Origin of the sequence: Serratia myotis (genome assembly GCF_027474885.1) — a bacterium.
GTDB classification, from domain to species: domain Bacteria; phylum Pseudomonadota; class Gammaproteobacteria; order Enterobacterales; family Enterobacteriaceae; genus Serratia; species Serratia proteamaculans.
In genome coordinates, this window is the sequence record NZ_CP099707.1 from 4,618,003 (window position 1) to 4,634,635 (window position 16,633).

Below are 16,633 nucleotides of genomic sequence, written 5' to 3' on the forward strand. Positions count from 1 at the left end.
GCCGCTATTTTTTGTTAGCGCCATTTTTATCAGACACTATCGAGGTGTACCATTTTTACCCGAGTAGCCAATTTCTGCCGTAAGGTGCTAATCCGCGATGACAAGCAGCCGCGCGATGATGCGCCGGTCAGCGATAAAAACGTAGTCCGCGAAGAAAGCGTGGTGGTGGCACCGCCGGCCGCGCCGCAGCAACGTTCCGCCGATCGCGGCAGAGAAAGCCCTGCCCGCCGACCGGCACCGCGTAAACGCTCACCTTTTCCTGCCGCAGAGAGCAACGGTTCAATGACCGTGATCCCACGCGACCAGCATTCCATCTCACGTAAAGACATCAGTGAGAATGCGCTGAAGGTGCTGTATCGCCTGAATAAATCCGGCTTCGAGGCCTATCTGGTCGGTGGCGGCGTACGTGACCTGTTGCTGGGCAAAAAACCGAAAGATTTCGACATCACCACCAACGCAACGCCGGAGCAAGTGCGCAAGCTGTTCCGCAACTGCCGTTTGGTTGGCCGCCGCTTCCGCCTGGCACACGTGATGTTCGGGCCGGAAATTATCGAGGTTGCCACCTTCCGTGGTCACCACGAGCAGCAAACGCCGGAATCTGACAAAAATTCTTCCCAGCAGGCCCAAAACGGCATGCTGCTGCGCGACAACATCTTCGGTTCGATCGAAGAAGATGCCCAGCGCCGCGACTTCACCATCAACAGCCTGTATTACGGCGTAGCGGACTTCACTCTGCGTGATTACGTCAACGGCCTGCGCGATCTCAAACAGGGCGTGATCCGCCTGATTGGCGATCCGGAAACCCGTTATCGTGAAGATCCGGTGCGCATGCTGCGCGCAGTGCGCTTTGCCGCCAAGCTGGACATGACCATCAGTGACGAAACCGCCGAGCCGATCCCGCGCCTGGCATCCTTGCTGCATGAGATCCCGCCGGCACGTCTGTTTGAAGAGTCTCTCAAGCTGCTGCAGGCAGGCTACGGTTATCCGACCTATCTGAAGCTGTGTGAATATCAGTTGTTCCAGCCGCTGTTCCCACAGATTTCACGTCACTTCACGCCGACCCAGGACACGCCGATGGAGCGTATTCTGGCGCAGGTGCTGAAGAACACCGACTACCGCCTGCAAAACGACATGCGCGTCAACCCGGCGTTCCTGTTTGCTGCTATGCTTTGGTACCCGCTGCTGGAACATGCGCAGAAACTGGCGCAGGAGAGCGGACTGGCGTACTACGACGCCTTCGCGCTGGCGATGAATGACGTGTTGGACGAGCAGTGTCGTTCGCTGGCCATCCCGAAACGCATCACCACGCTGGTTCGCGATATCTGGCAGTTGCAGCTTCGCCTGTCCCGTCGTCAGGGCAAGCGCGCGCACAAGCTGATGGAACACCCGAAATTCCGCGCCGCTTACGATCTGCTGGCGCTGCGTGCCGAAGTGGAAGAAAACCAGGAAATGCTGCGTCTGGCCGAATGGTGGGGCGAGTTCCAGGAAGCCACACCGGCACGCCAGAAAACCATGTTGAGTACTTTGGGTGACGATCCGGCACCGCGCCGCGCGCGTCAACGCCGCCCTCGCCGCCGGACGCCGCGTAAAGAAGGAGAATAATGATCCGCGTTTATATCGCGCTGGGTAGCAACCTGGCGCACCCGCTACAACAGGTGAAAGCCGCACTGGAAGCGTTGGAGCATCTCCCACGCAGCCGGTTGATCGTTTGTTCTTCGTTTTACCGCACCAAGCCGCTGGGCCCGCAGAACCAGCCGGACTATCTCAATGCGGTGGTGGCACTGGATACCTTGCTACCCGCAGAACAGTTGCTCGATCACACCCAAGCGATAGAACGCAATCAGGGCCGCGTGCGCAAAGATGAGCGCTGGGGCCCACGGACTCTGGATCTGGATATCATGCTGTATGGCGAGCAGGTCATTCATACCGACCGCCTGACGGTGCCGCACTACGGCCTGAAAGAGCGTGAGTTCATGCTCTATCCGTTGGCAGAAATCGCCCCCGAGTTAATCTTCCCCGATGGCGAATCACTGGCCAGTTGCCTGAAACGCGTGCCGCAAAATGGTATGGAACTCTGGCACAAACCCAAGCACAAAGCCTGAGTCAGACGCAGCATGCCACGCCCTACAGCATCACCTGAGCAACAAATCCCCCTTCTGGCCGGTTGGCAAAGCTAACGCGCAGTCCGTGTAAGCCGGCAATACGCTGCACAATCGACAACCCCAACCCGCTGCCGGTTTGCTCCTGGCCTGGCGGACGATAAAAACGTTCCCCCAACCGCGCCAGATGTTCCAGCGTTACACCCGGACCATTATCTTCGACCGTCAGCAGGCGCTCTGTCAGCCTCACAGTGACGATGCCGCCCGCCGGGGTATAGCGCACCGCATTATCCAGCAGATTGCGCACCAGCAGCGACAGCAGCAGCGTTTGCCCCTGTAGCGGCGGTGGCGAGCCCTGTTGTTCGTACCGCAGGGTGACGCCGGCAGCATGAGCATGGCGATCCTGCTCTGCCAGCGTCATCGGCACCAGTTGGCCCCAGTCGACCGCTTCCAGCTCAGCCAGGTCAGACAGGGAATCCAGCCGCGATAGCGTCAGCAGTTGATCCACCAGCCGGGTGGCACGATCGATACCCACCGTCAGATTGCCCAACGCATGCTCACGCATCGGCTCGTCATCACCGGCCAACTGCACCACCTCTGTCTGCACCCGCAGCGCCGCCAACGGACTGCGCAGCTCATGGGCGGCATCAGACGTAAAGCGCCGTTCACGCACCAGCAACGCATTGATGCGAGTAAACAGTGCGTTAAGCGCATCGACCAGCGGCCGGACTTCGGTCGGTACCTGACGCGCGTCCAACGGCGTGGCATCGTCCGGTGCGCGCTGGCGCAATCCTGCTGCAACACTTCGCAGTGGCCGCAGCTCACGCCCGACCATCAGCGCAATCAGCAACATCAGGATCGGCAGCGTCACCAGCCACGGCACCAGTTGCCCGGTCACCATACCCAGCGCCATATCCCGGCGATAATCCCACTCTTGCCCTACCACGATGCGATAGCGGCCATCCGGGCTGGTCAGCCACAGTAAGCGCCAACTGTCGTCATCGCCTTTGCGTTCGCCATCGGTGAAACCTTCGCGATCGCCGTCAAAGCGGAAATCCGCGCCATTTTCCCCGTCGTTGAGCAGCATCTTGCCATCGCGATCGAAGATGGCGAACGCCAGCGCGTCATCATCCTGCTCGCCACGCTTGCCGTGATGCACCAGCTTTTTGGTTTTCGGCAGGCTGCGTACGCTCTCATCGGCCAGCAGATCGCCCAGGTTGACGGTCGCCAGCCGTTTGGCAAACAGCATCTGTTGAGTATCAAACACTTCGTTGATGGTGTTGCGCGTCATCATCCACGCCACCAGGCTGGCAGAGCACCAGGTCAACAGCGCCAGCAGGCTGAAAATCAGGATCAGCCGTAGCCGCAGACTAAGATGTTTCACGCGTCATCCCCCAGCGTGTAACCCACGCCGTGAAGGGTGCGGATGAACCCGTTACCCAGTTTGCGCCGCAAATGATGGATATGGACCTCCACCGCGTTGCTGCTGACGTCATCGTCCCAGTTGTACAGTTTTTCCTGGATCAGCGGCCGCGCCAGCACCCGCCCCTTGTTATGCAGGAACAGTTCCAGCACCGCCAGTTCGCGTGGCGTCAGCGTGACCGGCTCGCCGTTGCAGCTCACGCTGCGGGTGGCGCTATCAAACACCACATTGCCATGCACCAGTTGTGGCATCAGTTGGCCATGGCGACGACGGATCAACGCCTGCAGCCGCGCCGCCACCTCCGCCAGGGCAAAAGGCTTGCACAGATAATCATCGGCACCGCTTTGCAGGCCGTTGACCCGTTGCTCCAGCGCGTCGCGCGCGGTCAGGATCAGCACCGGCACGTCATGACCGGCCTGTCGCCACTGACGCAACAAGTCCAGGCCATCAAGGCCCGGCAGGCTCAGATCGAGGATCACCGCATCGTAGGGCGCGCTTTCCAGCGCATTTTTGCCGACCAGCCCATCGGTAAACCAGTCCAGATTAAAGCCGAGCTTGGTCAGCCCGGCCTTGATTCCGTCGCCGATTAACTTGTCATCTTCTATCAGCAGTATTCGCATGTGCGTCCTTTTTTAGCCATTGCCGGCCATTACACCACAAGGTTCTTAAGAACCGCTTAAGCATTATGATCTGCGCTACCCACCCCGTTAGGGTTACAGTAGAATGACAGCACTTTTTTGCAGCCAGGGCCCTGCGCACGCCGCACGACCCTATTCAGGAGACGACGTGATGAAACCCACCACCGTGACCCATTTGCACCAGTGGAAGCAGGAACAGCGCAAGTTTGCTTCCCTCACCGCCTACGATGCCAGCTTTGCCAAACTGTTTGAAGAGCAAGGCGTTAAAGTGCTGCTGGTGGGCGATTCGCTGGGCATGACGCTGCAGGGCCACGACTCCACGCTGCCGGTCACCGTTGCCGACATTGCCTATCATACCCGTGCCGTGCGCCGTGGCGCACCGGCCTGTCTGCTGCTGGCCGACCTGCCCTTTATGAGTTACGCCACCCCACAGTTGGCCTGTGCCAATGCCGCCGAACTGATGCAGGCCGGTGCCAATATGGTGAAGCTGGAAGGCGGCAGTTGGCTGTGTGAAACGGTGAAAACGCTCACCGAACGCGCCGTGCCGGTATGCGGCCACCTCGGCCTGACACCGCAGTCGGTCAACGTCTTCGGTGGCTACAAGGTGCAGGGCCGTGATGAGCTCGCCGCCAAGCAGCTGCTGGAAGATGCAAAAAATCTGGAGCTGGCCGGTATCCAACTGCTGGTGCTGGAGTGCGTACCGACCGAACTGGCACGCAAGGTCACCGAAGCCCTGACCATCCCGGTGATCGGCATTGGCGCCGGTAACGCCACCGATGGACAGATCCTGGTGATGCACGACGCATTCGGTATCACCGGCGGTCACACGCCGAAATTCGCTAAAAACTTCCTGGCGCAAAGCGGCGATATCCGCTCGGCGGTGCAACACTATATTCAGGACGTGGAGCAAGGAATTTACCCCGCTGAAGAGCACTCTTTCAACTAAAGTGACCGCGTTAGGAGTTATGCAATGGTAATTATCGAAACCCTGCCGCTGTTGCGTCAGCAGATCCGCCGCTGGCGTCAGGATGGGAAACGCATCGCGCTGGTGCCAACCATGGGCAACCTGCACGAAGGCCATATGACACTGATCGATGAAGCCCGTGCGCGCGCCGATATCGTGGTGGTCAGTATCTTCGTCAACCCGATGCAATTCGAACGTCCAGAAGATCTGGCGCGTTACCCACGCACCCTGCAGGAGGACAGCGAAAAGCTGACCCGTCGCGGCGTTGAACTGGTGTTTGCACCGGCCCCGGCCGATGTCTATCCGCAGGGGCTGGAACAGCAAACCTACGTCGATGTGCCGGGTATCTCCAGCATGCTGGAAGGTGCCAGCCGTCCGGGCCACTTCCGCGGCGTCGCCACCATTGTCAGCAAGTTGTTCAATCTGGTACAGCCGGATCTGGCCTGTTTTGGCGAGAAGGATTACCAGCAACTGGCGTTGATCCGCAAGATGGTGGCGGACATGGGCTATGACATCGATATCGTCGGCGTACCTACTGTTCGCGCCAAAGATGGCCTGGCACTCAGCTCACGCAACGGTTACCTGACCGCTGAAGAGCGTAAAATCGCCCCGCAGCTCAGCAAGATCATGAATGCGCTGGCTGAACAGCTCAGCAACGGCGAACGCCACGTTGACGAGTTGCTGGAACAAACCGCCGAACACCTGCGCAACGCTGGTTTCACGCCGGATGAGCTGTTTATTCGTGACGCCGACAGCCTGCAGCCACTCGGCGTTGAAAGTCGCCGTGCGGTGGTGTTGATGGCCGCCTGGCTGGGCAAGGCGCGGTTGATCGACAATCAACAGGTTGACCTGACGCTGTAAGTCATTTTTTGTGCAATCGTCACCATTACGCCCCGCCTGGCAGTAGACAATGGCAGGCTTATCGGTGACGATGACGCCGGATGGATGTTCAACCCCAATCGCCTGTGAAGGCTGATATTCAGCTAGGTAAAGTTTTGACTGCTCCCCGCCCTAAAGCGCGAGGATTCCCACTTCACCGAGCTCGACCTTCAGCGCAATTTACGCTGCGGGTTTTACAAACTCTCCGTGGGCTAACACTGCCAGCCCGGCAGCTTTGATATTACGGGCAGCATTAATGTCGCGGTCATGGCTGATGTTGCACTCAGGGCAAACCCAGCTACGGACATTAAGCGAAAGATGTTTCAGGGTAAAACCACAACACGAGCAACGTTTGGAAGAAGGAAAGTAGGGGTCAATAGCCACCACGCTACGGCCAGCCCACTTTCCTTTGTACTGAAGCTGCCTGACAAACTCAGACCAGCTGGCATCGGCAATAGACTTTGCCAGCCTGGGGTTGCGGAGCATGTTCTTCACTTTCAGCGATTCAACGCACACCACTTGGTTTTCGTTTATTAGTGTGCGGGACAGTTTATGCAAGTTATCCAGACGGCAATCGGCGATTTTCGTATGCAGACGGGCGACCTTTAAGCGAGCTTTGGTGCGATTTTTCGAACCCTTGCGCTTTTTGCTTAATCGGCGCTGCAGTACCGCCAGCCGTGCCGCGTACTTAGCAGTATGGCGCGGATTGCCAGTTTTTAATCCGCTGTCAGTGACGAACAAATCGTTTAAACCTACATCAATGCCAACCATTTTCGGACTGACAGGCAGTGATGCAGGCTCAAATTCGCACAGGCAGGAAACAAAGTACCGACCAGCCGCATCTCTGGTGATAGTTACCGTCGATGGCGCTGACGGCAGTAAACGTGACCAGCGTATCGCCAGAGGCATTTTGCTTTTGGCGATATAGAGTTGGTTATCAACATATTTAAAGGCGCTTTTAGTAAACTCTGCAGCCTGTTTGTGACGTTTGGATTTAAATGCAGGATAGCTGGCGCGGCCTGAAAAGAAGTGATTAAACGCCGTCTGTTGATGGCGCAACGCCTGCTGCAAAGGGACGCAGGACACGTCGTTTAGCCAGGCATACTCCGCGTTTTTCTTCAGCTCAGTTAAGTGAGCCGAAGCGGCGGAATAGCCAATTTTTTCCTGACGCTGCCGAAAAGCTTCACCGCGCCAGTGCAGCACGGCATTGTAGACAAAACGGACACAGCCGAATGTTTGAGCCAAAAGCTCAACCTGCTCGGGAGTGGGATAGAACCGATATTTATAGGCACGTTTCATCATTAGATATTTACAGGAGTCATCGTGAAAGTACAAAAAGAAATCAGCGCGAAAATCGTCACCTTTCCTCCCCGGCCTGAAGGCCGAGGTTTCCCGGAGGCATTCTGATGATACGTACTATGCTGCAAGGCAAGCTGCATCGGGTGAAAGTGACTCAGGCTGACTTGCACTATGAGGGCTCCTGCGCCATCGACCAGGACTTCCTGGAAGCCGCAGGCATTCTGGAATATGAAGCTATCGATATTTATAACGTTGATAACGGTCAGCGTTTCTCGACCTATGCCATCGCCGCCGAACGCGGTTCGCGCATTATTTCGGTCAACGGCGCGGCAGCACGTTGCGCCTGCGTGGGCGACAAACTGATCATCTGCTCCTATGTACAGATGAGCGATGCCGATGCCCGCCAGCACCATCCTAAAGTGGCCTATTTCGAAGGTGACAACCACCTGCAACGCAAGGCGAAAGCCGTGCCGGTACAGGTCGCCTAAAAATAAAACGGGCGCTGTCTGCGCCCGTTCCTTTCTTGCTATTGCACCACCAGCGTTCCTGGCTTGTTGGCTATTCTGTCCGCCATGGTCTGAATCGAGTCGGTGCGCAAAATATACAGCCGTTTCAGCGTATAGGGGTTATCCCCCGGTTTCACTTTGCCCTGCACCGTGGTCACGGCCATATGGAACCCGGCATCTTTCGCGGCCTGTATCGCCCGCTGGTTGTAGCCGCCAAACGGGTAGGACACATACAGCACATGCGGATTAAACTGCGACAGCGCACGGCGTGAGTGCTCAAAATCGAATTCAATATTGTGCAGCGAGCGGCTCAGCAGGATCGGCTGACGATTACCGTCGGTGCGATGCAGGAAATGGGTATGTGACTGCACGTCGAAGACGTCCTGAATCTGCTTCAGTTCGGAAATACTCATAAACTGCAGCGAGTCTGGGTTCCACTTTTGCGGGTGACGTTTAATGCGAGAAGAAATGATAAACGCCGTAGCGCGGAAGCCGTAATTCTTCAAGACTGGGTAAGCATAGCGATAGACCGATTTCAGCCCGTCATCAAACGTCAGTACTACCGCCCTGCCCGGCAGGTTGATCTGGTTTTTCAGGTAGGCTTCCAACTGATACAGGGAAATGGTGTCATAGCCCGCCTGCTTCAGATAGGTCATCTGGTTACTGAACGCCACGTCCGACGTGGTGGTCGAGGTATGGCGGAAGCGCTTGTTCTCTTCGTTTTTCAGCAGGTGATGGTAGGTCAGTATCGGTATGCCGGTGTCAATCTCGCAGTCCAGCTCACTGACATAGCCCAGGCGATCGCCAATGTTGATCTCGTACCAGGTGTTGTTGAGCCGGTCTTTCAGCTTACCGATGATCGGGTAGCGCAGGTTTTCTTCCAGCACGCCAAACACATCGCTGCTGTTATCCGCATCGGTATAAACGTTGATCGCCTTGTGAGTGATCAGATTCTGGTTGGTCAGCGGTTTATTCAGCTCCCCCAGATCATCCTTCACCTTGCGTGATTTTTTGAGATCGCGCACGTCGTCTTTATCAATAAACCCCGTGCCGTGGCCGAATTTGAACTCGTAATATTCCGCATCCGCCGGGAACACCTGGATCAGTTGCCCCTGCTTCACTTCACCAACCGGGATGACATGCTCGCCAATCAGCGAATAGACTTCGCTATCGCGTTGCGCTTCCATATATTCGGATTTAACAGCACTGTCTTCCGACAGCAAATTTGCCAGGCTTGCCGGGGCGACAAGTGACATCAGGATGCCGAGTAACCCAGCCGCTATCTTGTGTGTAGACCGCATGGTTATGTTCTGCTTACGAGTGCGTAATACCCGTCACCTTTCAAGCCGCAACTTGAAATTCATAGGGCATATAACAAAATGGAGAAAATGTGGAGCGCCAGCATAGCACGATTTGAACAGCCGGGAGAAAGGGGTTATTTGAGCAATTTTATTGATTTACAGGGTGCTTGCTTCAGGTCAATAAAAGCGTCCCCGCACGCGATGCCCGGGGACACAGGTTAATCAGGTACGCAGACCGCGACCGCGCTCAATCAGGTACCAGGACAACAGGTAGAACACCGCAATAAACGCCACCAGCACCGTCATGGTCAGCGCCAACGGCACGTCGCTGATGCCCAGGAAGCCGTAGCGGAATCCGCTGATCATGTAGACGATCGGGTTCAGTTTGGACACCGCCTGCCAGAACGGCGGCAGCAGCGTCAGCGAGTAAAACACCCCACCCAGATAGGTCAGCGGCGTCAGCACGAAGGTCGGGATCAGGCTGATATCGTCAAAGGTGGTGGCAAACACCGCATTGATCAGGCCCGCCAGCGAGAACAAAATCGCCGTCAGCAGCAGCGTGGCCACAATCACCCACCAGGCATGCACCTGTAGCGGCACGAAGAACAGCGAGATCACGGTGACCAGCACGCCGACACAAACGCCGCGCGCGACACCACCGCCGACGTAACCGGCGATCACCACGTGCGTCGGTACCGGCGCCACCAGCAGTTCTTCAATATTACGTTGGAATTTGGCGCTGAAGAACGAGGAGGCCACGTTGGCATATGAGTTGGTGATCACCGCCATCATGATCAGACCAGGGACGATAAACTGCATGTAATCAAAACCGTGCATCTCACCGATGCGTGAACCTATCAGGTTGCCGAAGATGATGAAATACAGCGTCATGGTGATCACCGGCGGTACCAACGTCTGGATCCAGATGCGGGCAAAACGGTTGATCTCTTTGGCCCAGATGCTCTGTAAGGCCACCCAATACAAACGCATCATGCTTTTTCTCCATTACCGTTAACCAGGGTGACAAACAGCTCTTCCAGCCGGTTAGCCTTGTTACGCATACTCAGTACCTGAACGCCCTGGGTGCTGAGCTGGGCAAACAGACCATTCAGGCCCTGCTCGCGCATCACTTCCACTTCCAGCGTTGAAGTGTCCGTCAGGCGGTGGCGGTAACCGTCCAGCTTCGGTAACGGGCTTTTTGCCGCCAGATCGAGGATGAAGGTTTCAGACTTCAGCTTGGCCAACAGACCTTTCATCGAGGTATTTTCCACCAGTTCGCCGTTCTGGATAATGCCGATATTGCGGCACAGCATTTCTGCCTCTTCCAGATAGTGGGTGGTGAGGATAATGGTGGTGCCCTGAGCGTTGAGCTCTTTCAGGAAGCCCCACATCGAGCGGCGCAGCTCGATATCTACCCCGGCAGTCGGTTCATCGAGGATCAGCAATTTTGGCTGGTGCATCAATGCGCGGGCGATCATCAGGCGGCGCTTCATCCCGCCGGATAACATGCGGGCGCGTTCATCGCGCTTGCCCCACAGATCCAGCTGGGTCAGGTATTTTTCCGCCCGCACCAGGGCTTCACGGCGAGTCACGCCATAGTAGCCCGCCTGATTGACCACAATCTGCATCACGGTTTCAAACGGGTTAAAGTTGAACTCCTGCGGCACCAGTCCAAGCTGGCGTTTGGCATTAACAATGTCTTTATCGATGTCGTAGCCGAACACCCGCACGCTGCCGGACGTCTTATTGACTAGCGAGCTGATAATGCCGATGGTGGTGGATTTCCCGGCGCCGTTAGGCCCCAGCAAAGCGTAGAAATCCCCTGCCTCGACGTTCAGGTCGATCCCGCGCAACGCCTTGACGCCACCGGCGTAAGTCTTGGTTAACTGCGCTATTTCCAGTGCATAATTCATAAGTTAAAAAGTACCTTGTGACGATGAGTATGCTGCTGCGTCTTGTAATGAAGGTGATCTTATCATCAGCAGCGTTTTCACTGAGGCAAATCCGTGCGGAAAATTCAGGTTCCATCCCGCCATACTGTATAAAAAGTGGCTGAATATCGTCTTGCGTAACTGTTCCGATTTCCAAAATGTGATGCTTGTCCTATATTACCCCAACGCAATCTGTTCGTTACAGGTCTATAACCTCCATGAAAGAAATCGAAAAGCTTATCGCTAATAACCATACCTGGTCAGCTAACATCAGCAAGGAAGACCCAGACTTTTTTGAACGTTTAGCCCAGGCGCAAAAGCCCCGCTTTTTATGGATAGGTTGTTCAGACAGCCGCGTTCCCGCGGAAAGACTGACCGGACTGGAGCCAGGTGAACTGTTTGTCCACCGCAACGTGGCCAACCTGGTGATTCATACCGATTTAAACTGTCTGTCAGTGGTGCAGTACGCCGTCGACGTGCTGGAAGTTGAACATATCATTATTTGCGGCCACCTGGGCTGCGGCGGTGTGGAAGCCGCGGTTGAGAACCCGGAACTGGGGCTGATCAACAACTGGCTGCTGCACATTCGTGACCTGTGGTACAAGCACAGCTCACTGTTGGGTGAACTGGAGCCGGAACAACGCCTCGATGTGCTCTGTGAAATCAACGTGATTGAGCAGGTCTACAACCTGGGTCATTCCACCATCATGCAATCAGCGTGGAAACGTGGCCAGAAAGTCATGATTCACGGTTGGGTGTATGGCATCCAGGACGGACGCTTGCGCGATCTTGAAGTGGCGGCCACCAGCCGCGAAAGCCTGGAGATGGGCTATCGCAAGGCCATGGCTACATTGCAGCAGGATAAGGGCATTTAATTCTGTCACGGGCGCGGTAAACCGCGCCCGCAGCTTATTACTCGTCCAGCAGCACCACTTTGCCGACGTACGGCAGATGGCGATAACGCTGAGCGTAGTCGATACCATAACCCACCACAAACTCGTCCGGAATGGGGAAGCCCACGTACTCCACCGGCACTTCAACCTCACGGCGTTCAGGCTTGTCCAGCAGGGTACAGATCGCCAGGGATTTCGGCCCGCGCAGCGCCAGAATTTCGCGCACTTTATTCAGTGTATTGCCGGAATCAATGATGTCTTCCACGATCAGCACGTCTTTACCACGGATGTCTTCATCCAAATCCTTGAGGATTTTCACATCACGGGTGGTAGACATGCCGCTGCCGTAGCTGGAAGCGGTCATAAAGTCGACCTCATGCGGCACTTCAATCGTGCGACACAGATCGGCCATGAACATAAAGGAGCCGCGCAGCAGTCCGACCAACACCATATCACTGCCGCTATCGCGGTAATCTTCGGTGATCTGGCGGCCAAGTTCGGCGATACGTGTCTTAACTTCCTGCTCGGAAATCATTACTTCTACAGTGTGTTTCATAGTTTTCAGGTCAGTTGCCGGAAGAAGGGCGCAGAGTTTAGCATAGCCTGAAGCCAGTGGCGACGCGAGTGCGCCGCCCGTTGTTCCAGAGTGGTGGATCAGTCGGTTACGGTAAAGCCCAGCATCATGCCGGTATCTTCATGTTCCAACAGGTGGCAGTGGGCCATATAGGCATGATCGCTGTTGGCTGGGTGATCAAAACGCACCAGCACTTCACTGCGCCAACCTTCGACCAGCACCGTATCTTTCCAGCCGCTACGGTGGGCCGCCGGGGGCTTGCCATTTTCCGACAGAATACGGAACTGGGTGCCGTGAATATGGAACGGGTGCAGCATCATGTCGCCTTCACCGGAAATGGTCCATTTTTCATATTTTCCGCGCTTGGCTTCAAACATCGGCTTGGTCATGTCGAAGGCTTTACCGTTGATCATATTGCCATGGCTGAAGTCGAACGGCTTGGCACCCTGATCCATCCCCTTCATATTACCGTGATCCATGCCTTTCATCGCGCCGTGGTCCATGCCTTTCATGTCGGCCATCTCACCGCCGCCTTTAGCCATATTGCCGTGATCCATGCTCATGCCGGCCATGGCCTGATGACCGTAGCGATCCATCAAGGCCTGCATGCCCAGCTTGTCCAACTGCGGGTTCATCATCAGTTGCAGCCAGCGCTCCTGGATCCCGCTCACCGCCGGTAATACAGGCAGTTTCACCAGGCTGTCCGGCATGGTCTTGATACCCTGCGCCAGCGAAGGCTGAATATGCAATACCGGCAGCGGCTGGTCGAACGGTGCCAGCGTCATGCCCATCTGTTTAACCGGCAGCGTGACGATATCAAAGGGTTTGCCATCGGAGGCATCCACCAGCACTTCGAAGCGTTCGCCCATCAGCATCGACAGCTCGGTCAGCTTGACCGGTTCGGCCAGAAAACCACCATCACTGGCGATCACATAGAGTGGACGGTTATCACTGGTTGCCAGATTCAACGAACGCGCATTGCAACCGTTGAGAAAACGCAGGCGCAGCCAGCCGCGAGGTGCCACATGCCGTGGATACTGGGCACCGTTGGTAAACATGCGGTCACCGAACCAGCCTACCGCTGCGCTCATGACGTCCAGCTGGTATTCAATCTGTGCGTCTTTGCCCAGCCGCTTGTCCTGCAGGATCACCGGAATATCATCCTGCCCCCAGGTTTTCGGCAATGGCAGCTTGCTGCTCTCTTCATCTTCCAACAGCACCAGCCCTGCCAAGCCCATCATCACCTGCTGACCGGTCTTGCCGTGGGTGTGCGGATGGAACCAGCAGGTAGCTGCGGGCTGTTCCACCGTGAACTGCACCCTGCGCGTGGTACCTGGCTGAATCAGCGCCTGTGGGCCGCCATCGACGTCGCCGGGGATTTCCAGACCGTGCCAGTGGACGGTACTGGCCTCCGGCAAGCCATTGCGGATATCCACCGTGACCGGCTTGCCACGCTGCAGCCGTACCGCCGGCCCCAACAATGCACCATTAACCCCCCAGGTTTGGGTTGCCTTGCCCGGCAGCCAGTTCATTTCACCGGTTTGCAGCGCCAAAGCGATGTTCCCCTGCGCGTCTGGCATCAGCAACGGCGGGATCGGCAACGCCGGCAGTTCAGCTGCCCACGCGCCCCGGCTCCACAAGGGTAAAGCACTTGCCGCGCCCAGCGCAGCGGTCAATTTGATAAAATCACGGCGTAACATCGCTGACTCCCTTTTTCAGTGATCGGCACTTAATGCGACGCAAGGTGCAGCTCATTCAATGAACCTGCACCTTGAAAGATTATGGGTATAGCTTTATCTGCGCACAGCCTAAACCCTCCCCTAAGCGGAAGGTCAAGCCTTTGCTGCCGGTTATGTTACCTGCAGGTAATAAAATTTGGTGCCTTTACAGGCAAGTGTGATAACGTCTGTGGACAATAAACAGGTCTATTTTCATGATGAAAAAAACAACGTTACTGGTGCTGTTGCTCACCATGCTGGGGTTCTCCAACGCCAGTCTGGCGCTGAATGAGTCTGAGGCGGAAGATCTGGCCGATCTGACGGCGGTCTTTATTTATTTGAAAAATGACTGCGGCTATAACGACTTGCCCAATGCCCAAATCAAACGCGCCATCGTTTATTTTGCCCAGCAAAACCGTTGGGATCTGAGCAACTATAATAGCTTTAATATGAAGGCGCTGGGTGAAGACAGCTATCGCGATCTCAGTGGTATCGCCATCCCTACCCCCAACAAGTGCAAATCCCTGGCACGCGACTCGCTTAGCCTGCTGGCTTACGCCAACTAATCCCCCGCCTTGCGCTATCTCTGTTTGAAATTCAGCCGTGCATCACCAGGCAGAGTTAGCTATGATGTTGCGCCAATTTTTCATGGCTGTTATTACGGAGTTCCCGCACATGACCCAGAAAGAAATTTGGTATGAAACGCTGCATGCCAACTTCGGCCAGTACTTCTCGGTAGAGAAGATACTGTATCGTGAGAAGACCGAGCATCAGGATCTGGTGATTTTTGAAAACCCGGTTCTGGGGCGCGTTATGGCGCTCGACGGCGTGGTGCAAACCACCGAACGTGATGAGTTCATTTATCACGAAATGATGACCCACGTACCGCTGCTGGCCCACGGTCAGGCGAAGAAGGTGCTGATCATCGGCGGCGGTGACGGCGCCATGCTGCGTGAAGTCAGCCGGCATCAGGGAGTTGAGCAGATCACCATGGTCGAGATCGACGCCGGCGTGGTCGAGTTCTGTCGCCAATACCTGCCAAACCACAATGCCGGAGCTTACGACGACCCACGCTTCAAGCTGGTGATCGACGACGGCGTCAACTTTGTTAATCAGACCGATGAAAAATTCGATGTGATTATCTCCGACTGTACCGACCCTATCGGCCCTGGCGAAAGCCTGTTCACTTCAGCGTTCTACGAAGGTTGTGCACGCAGCCTGAACGAAGGCGGCATTTTTGTTGCGCAGAACGGCGTGTGCTTCCTGCAGCAAGACGAAGCGGTCAATAGCCACACCAAACTGAGCCAGTACTTCAACGACGTTAGCTTTTACCAGGCGGCGATCCCGACCTATTACGGCGGTATCATGACCTTCGCCTGGGCGAGCCAGGATCCGGCGCTGCGCCAGCTCGATCTGGCAACGCTGCAACATCGCTTTCATCAAAGCGGTTTAAGCTGTCGTTATTACAACCCGGCAATTCACGCGGGGAGCTTTGCTCTGCCGCAGTATTTGCTCGACGCACTGAACGTTACACGTTAAGCGAGAAGATAAAGGAGGTGAACCAAATTGCATAAGCTAAAACTGCACGGCTTCAACAACCTGACCAAGAGCCTGAGTTTTTGTATTTACGATATTTGTTACGCCAAAACCGCGGACGATCGCGCTGGCTATATCGCCTACATTGACGAGCAATACAACGCCAATCGGCTGACCGAGATCCTGAGCGAAACCTGCTCGATCATTGGCGCTAATATTCTGAACATCGCACGCCAGGACTATGAGCCTCAGGGCGCCAGCGTCACCATTCTGGTCAGTGAAGAACCGGTTGATCCGAACGATGTCGATACCTCGGAGCACCCTGGCCCACTGTCAAAAACGGTGGTAGCGCACCTGGACAAGAGCCATATCTGCGTCCACACCTACCCGGAAAGCCATCCTGAAGGCGGCCTGTGCACCTTCCGCGCCGATATTGAAGTATCGACCTGCGGCGTGATCTCACCGCTTAAGGCGCTGAATTACCTGATCCACCAGTTGGAATCCGACATCGTTACCATGGATTACCGCGTGCGCGGCTTTACCCGCGACGTGAACGGCGTGAAGCATTATATCGATCATGAGATCAACTCGATCCAGAACTTTATGTCTGATGATATGAAGGCGCTGTACCACATGATGGATGTGAATGTTTATCAGGAGAACATCTTCCACACCAAGATGTTGCTGAAGGATTTCGATCTGAAGCATTACCTGTTCAATGCCAAACCGGATACGCTGAGTGCCGCCGAACGTAAAGAGATTACCGATCTGCTGTGGAAAGAGATGCAGGAAATCTATTACGGCCGCAATATTCCGCATCTGTAATGTGTAACGGGCGCGGTATACCGCCGCGCCCTACGCTGAATAACCCT

The 16,633-nt window shown here is 55.8% G+C and carries 17 protein-coding genes; 9 read left to right on the forward strand and 8 right to left on the reverse strand.

Annotated features, from left to right (window positions below; genetic code table 11):
* Positions 1-51 precede the first annotated feature (51 nt).
* Together pcnB and folK are read left to right on the forward strand one after the other, a co-directional pair.
* Entirely contained in the window at positions 52-1,602 is a 1,551-nt protein-coding gene (gene pcnB / locus NHG65_RS21760) for a polynucleotide adenylyltransferase PcnB (protein ID WP_099065280.1), read from the forward strand.
* Positions 1,602-2,102, forward strand: coding sequence for a 2-amino-4-hydroxy-6-hydroxymethyldihydropteridine diphosphokinase (gene folK, locus NHG65_RS21765; protein ID WP_099065281.1), 501 nt, complete (start codon positions 1,602-1,604; stop codon positions 2,100-2,102). The genes pcnB and folK overlap by 1 nt, the downstream gene beginning before the upstream one ends.
* A 22-nt stretch (positions 2,103-2,124) precedes the next feature.
* Here folK and qseC read toward each other — a convergent pair whose 3' ends face one another.
* Together qseC and qseB are read right to left on the reverse strand one after the other, a co-directional pair.
* Positions 2,125-3,483 (reverse strand): quorum sensing histidine kinase QseC, encoded by a 1,359-nt coding sequence (gene qseC / locus NHG65_RS21770; RefSeq protein WP_219016926.1) that lies wholly within the window; start codon positions 3,481-3,483, stop codon positions 2,125-2,127.
* On the reverse strand, positions 3,480-4,142 hold the full coding sequence (gene qseB / locus NHG65_RS21775; protein WP_207977560.1) for a quorum sensing response regulator transcription factor QseB: 663 nt from the start codon (positions 4,140-4,142) through the stop codon (positions 3,480-3,482). Before qseB ends, qseC begins: the two co-directional genes overlap by 4 nt.
* Positions 4,143-4,311: 169 nt before the next feature.
* On the opposite strand from qseB, the gene panB reads away from it, so the two are divergent.
* Together panB and panC are read left to right on the forward strand one after the other, a co-directional pair.
* A complete protein-coding gene (gene panB / locus NHG65_RS21780; RefSeq protein WP_129936150.1) occupies positions 4,312-5,106 on the forward strand; it encodes a 3-methyl-2-oxobutanoate hydroxymethyltransferase in 795 nt (264 codons plus the stop codon).
* A 24-nt stretch (positions 5,107-5,130) separates the two neighbouring features.
* Positions 5,131-5,985, forward strand: coding sequence for a pantoate--beta-alanine ligase (panC, locus tag NHG65_RS21785; RefSeq protein ID WP_099065285.1), 855 nt, complete (start codon positions 5,131-5,133; stop codon positions 5,983-5,985).
* Between the two features lie 198 nt (positions 5,986-6,183).
* Here panC and NHG65_RS21790 read toward each other — a convergent pair whose 3' ends face one another.
* Positions 6,184-7,302, reverse strand: coding sequence for an RNA-guided endonuclease InsQ/TnpB family protein (locus tag NHG65_RS21790; protein WP_219016990.1), 1,119 nt, complete (start codon positions 7,300-7,302; stop codon positions 6,184-6,186).
* A gap of 107 nt (positions 7,303-7,409) precedes the next feature.
* Here NHG65_RS21790 and panD point away from each other — a divergent pair, with 107 nt between their 5' ends.
* A complete protein-coding gene (gene panD, locus NHG65_RS21795; protein ID WP_024484346.1) occupies positions 7,410-7,790 on the forward strand; it encodes an aspartate 1-decarboxylase in 381 nt (126 codons plus the stop codon).
* Between the two features lie 38 nt (positions 7,791-7,828).
* Here the strand turns inward: panD and NHG65_RS21800 are convergent, their stop codons facing one another.
* The 3 genes from NHG65_RS21800 to NHG65_RS21810 form a co-directional block, all read right to left on the reverse strand.
* Positions 7,829-9,109, reverse strand: coding sequence for a polysaccharide deacetylase family protein (locus NHG65_RS21800; protein WP_099065286.1), 1,281 nt, complete (start codon positions 9,107-9,109; stop codon positions 7,829-7,831).
* Between the two features lie 222 nt (positions 9,110-9,331).
* Positions 9,332-10,102 carry an ABC transporter permease gene (locus tag NHG65_RS21805; RefSeq protein WP_099065287.1) on the reverse strand — a complete coding sequence of 257 codons (771 nt, stop codon included), beginning with the start codon at positions 10,100-10,102 and terminating at the stop codon, positions 9,332-9,334.
* The gene (locus tag NHG65_RS21810; protein ID WP_085118881.1) at positions 10,099-11,022 is read right to left on the reverse strand and encodes an ABC transporter ATP-binding protein; all 924 of its coding nucleotides are present in this window, start codon (positions 11,020-11,022) and stop codon (positions 10,099-10,101) included. Before NHG65_RS21810 ends, NHG65_RS21805 begins: the two co-directional genes overlap by 4 nt.
* Before the next feature lie 236 nt (positions 11,023-11,258).
* On the opposite strand from NHG65_RS21810, the gene can reads away from it, so the two are divergent.
* Positions 11,259-11,915 carry a carbonate dehydratase gene (gene can, locus NHG65_RS21815; protein ID WP_061807929.1) on the forward strand — a complete coding sequence of 219 codons (657 nt, stop codon included), beginning with the start codon at positions 11,259-11,261 and terminating at the stop codon, positions 11,913-11,915.
* Between the two features lie 37 nt (positions 11,916-11,952).
* On the opposite strand, the gene hpt is transcribed toward can, so the two are convergent.
* Together hpt and cueO are read right to left on the reverse strand one after the other, a co-directional pair.
* Positions 11,953-12,489, reverse strand: coding sequence for a hypoxanthine phosphoribosyltransferase (gene hpt / locus NHG65_RS21820; RefSeq protein ID WP_012146700.1), 537 nt, complete (start codon positions 12,487-12,489; stop codon positions 11,953-11,955).
* Between the two features lie 98 nt (positions 12,490-12,587).
* Positions 12,588-14,207: a multicopper oxidase CueO gene (gene cueO / locus NHG65_RS21825; protein ID WP_262262228.1), complete on the reverse strand. Its 1,620-nt coding sequence runs from the start codon at positions 14,205-14,207 to the stop codon at positions 12,588-12,590.
* Between the two features lie 236 nt (positions 14,208-14,443).
* Here cueO and NHG65_RS21830 point away from each other — a divergent pair, with 236 nt between their 5' ends.
* The 3 genes from NHG65_RS21830 (at position 14,444) to speD (ending at position 16,586) form a co-directional block, all read left to right on the forward strand.
* Complete coding sequence (locus NHG65_RS21830) at positions 14,444-14,791, forward strand: YacC family pilotin-like protein (RefSeq protein ID WP_099065294.1); 348 nt, start codon at positions 14,444-14,446, stop codon at positions 14,789-14,791.
* Between the two features lie 109 nt (positions 14,792-14,900).
* Positions 14,901-15,764, forward strand: a complete 864-nt coding sequence (gene speE / locus NHG65_RS21835; protein WP_099065295.1) for a polyamine aminopropyltransferase — start codon at positions 14,901-14,903, stop codon at positions 15,762-15,764.
* A 27-nt stretch (positions 15,765-15,791) separates the two neighbouring features.
* Positions 15,792-16,586 (forward strand): adenosylmethionine decarboxylase, encoded by a 795-nt coding sequence (gene speD / locus NHG65_RS21840; protein ID WP_099065289.1) that lies wholly within the window; start codon positions 15,792-15,794, stop codon positions 16,584-16,586.
* Positions 16,587-16,633 lie beyond the last annotated feature (47 nt).

What these genes read in the sequence shown, in the direction of transcription:
- folK (WP_099065281.1), top strand. Translation starts at nt 1,602, where the DNA reads ATGATCCGCGTTTATATCGCGCTGGGTAGCAACCTGGCGCACCCGCTA.
- qseB (WP_207977560.1), bottom strand. Translation starts at nt 4,142, where the DNA reads ATGCGAATACTGCTGATAGAAGATGACAAGTTAATCGGCGACGGAATC.
- panB (WP_129936150.1), top strand. Translation starts at nt 4,312, where the DNA reads ATGAAACCCACCACCGTGACCCATTTGCACCAGTGGAAGCAGGAACAG.
- panC (WP_099065285.1), top strand. Translation starts at nt 5,131, where the DNA reads ATGGTAATTATCGAAACCCTGCCGCTGTTGCGTCAGCAGATCCGCCGC.
- NHG65_RS21790 (WP_219016990.1), bottom strand. Translation starts at nt 7,302, where the DNA reads ATGAAACGTGCCTATAAATATCGGTTCTATCCCACTCCCGAGCAGGTT.
- panD (WP_024484346.1), top strand. Translation starts at nt 7,410, where the DNA reads ATGATACGTACTATGCTGCAAGGCAAGCTGCATCGGGTGAAAGTGACT.
- NHG65_RS21800 (WP_099065286.1), bottom strand. Translation starts at nt 9,109, where the DNA reads ATGCGGTCTACACACAAGATAGCGGCTGGGTTACTCGGCATCCTGATG.
- NHG65_RS21805 (WP_099065287.1), bottom strand. Translation starts at nt 10,102, where the DNA reads ATGATGCGTTTGTATTGGGTGGCCTTACAGAGCATCTGGGCCAAAGAG.
- NHG65_RS21810 (WP_085118881.1), bottom strand. Translation starts at nt 11,022, where the DNA reads ATGAATTATGCACTGGAAATAGCGCAGTTAACCAAGACTTACGCCGGT.
- can (WP_061807929.1), top strand. Translation starts at nt 11,259, where the DNA reads ATGAAAGAAATCGAAAAGCTTATCGCTAATAACCATACCTGGTCAGCT.
- hpt (WP_012146700.1), bottom strand. Translation starts at nt 12,489, where the DNA reads ATGAAACACACTGTAGAAGTAATGATTTCCGAGCAGGAAGTTAAGACA.
- cueO (WP_262262228.1), bottom strand. Translation starts at nt 14,207, where the DNA reads ATGTTACGCCGTGATTTTATCAAATTGACCGCTGCGCTGGGCGCGGCA.
- NHG65_RS21830 (WP_099065294.1), top strand. Translation starts at nt 14,444, where the DNA reads ATGAAAAAAACAACGTTACTGGTGCTGTTGCTCACCATGCTGGGGTTC.
- speE (WP_099065295.1), top strand. Translation starts at nt 14,901, where the DNA reads ATGACCCAGAAAGAAATTTGGTATGAAACGCTGCATGCCAACTTCGGC.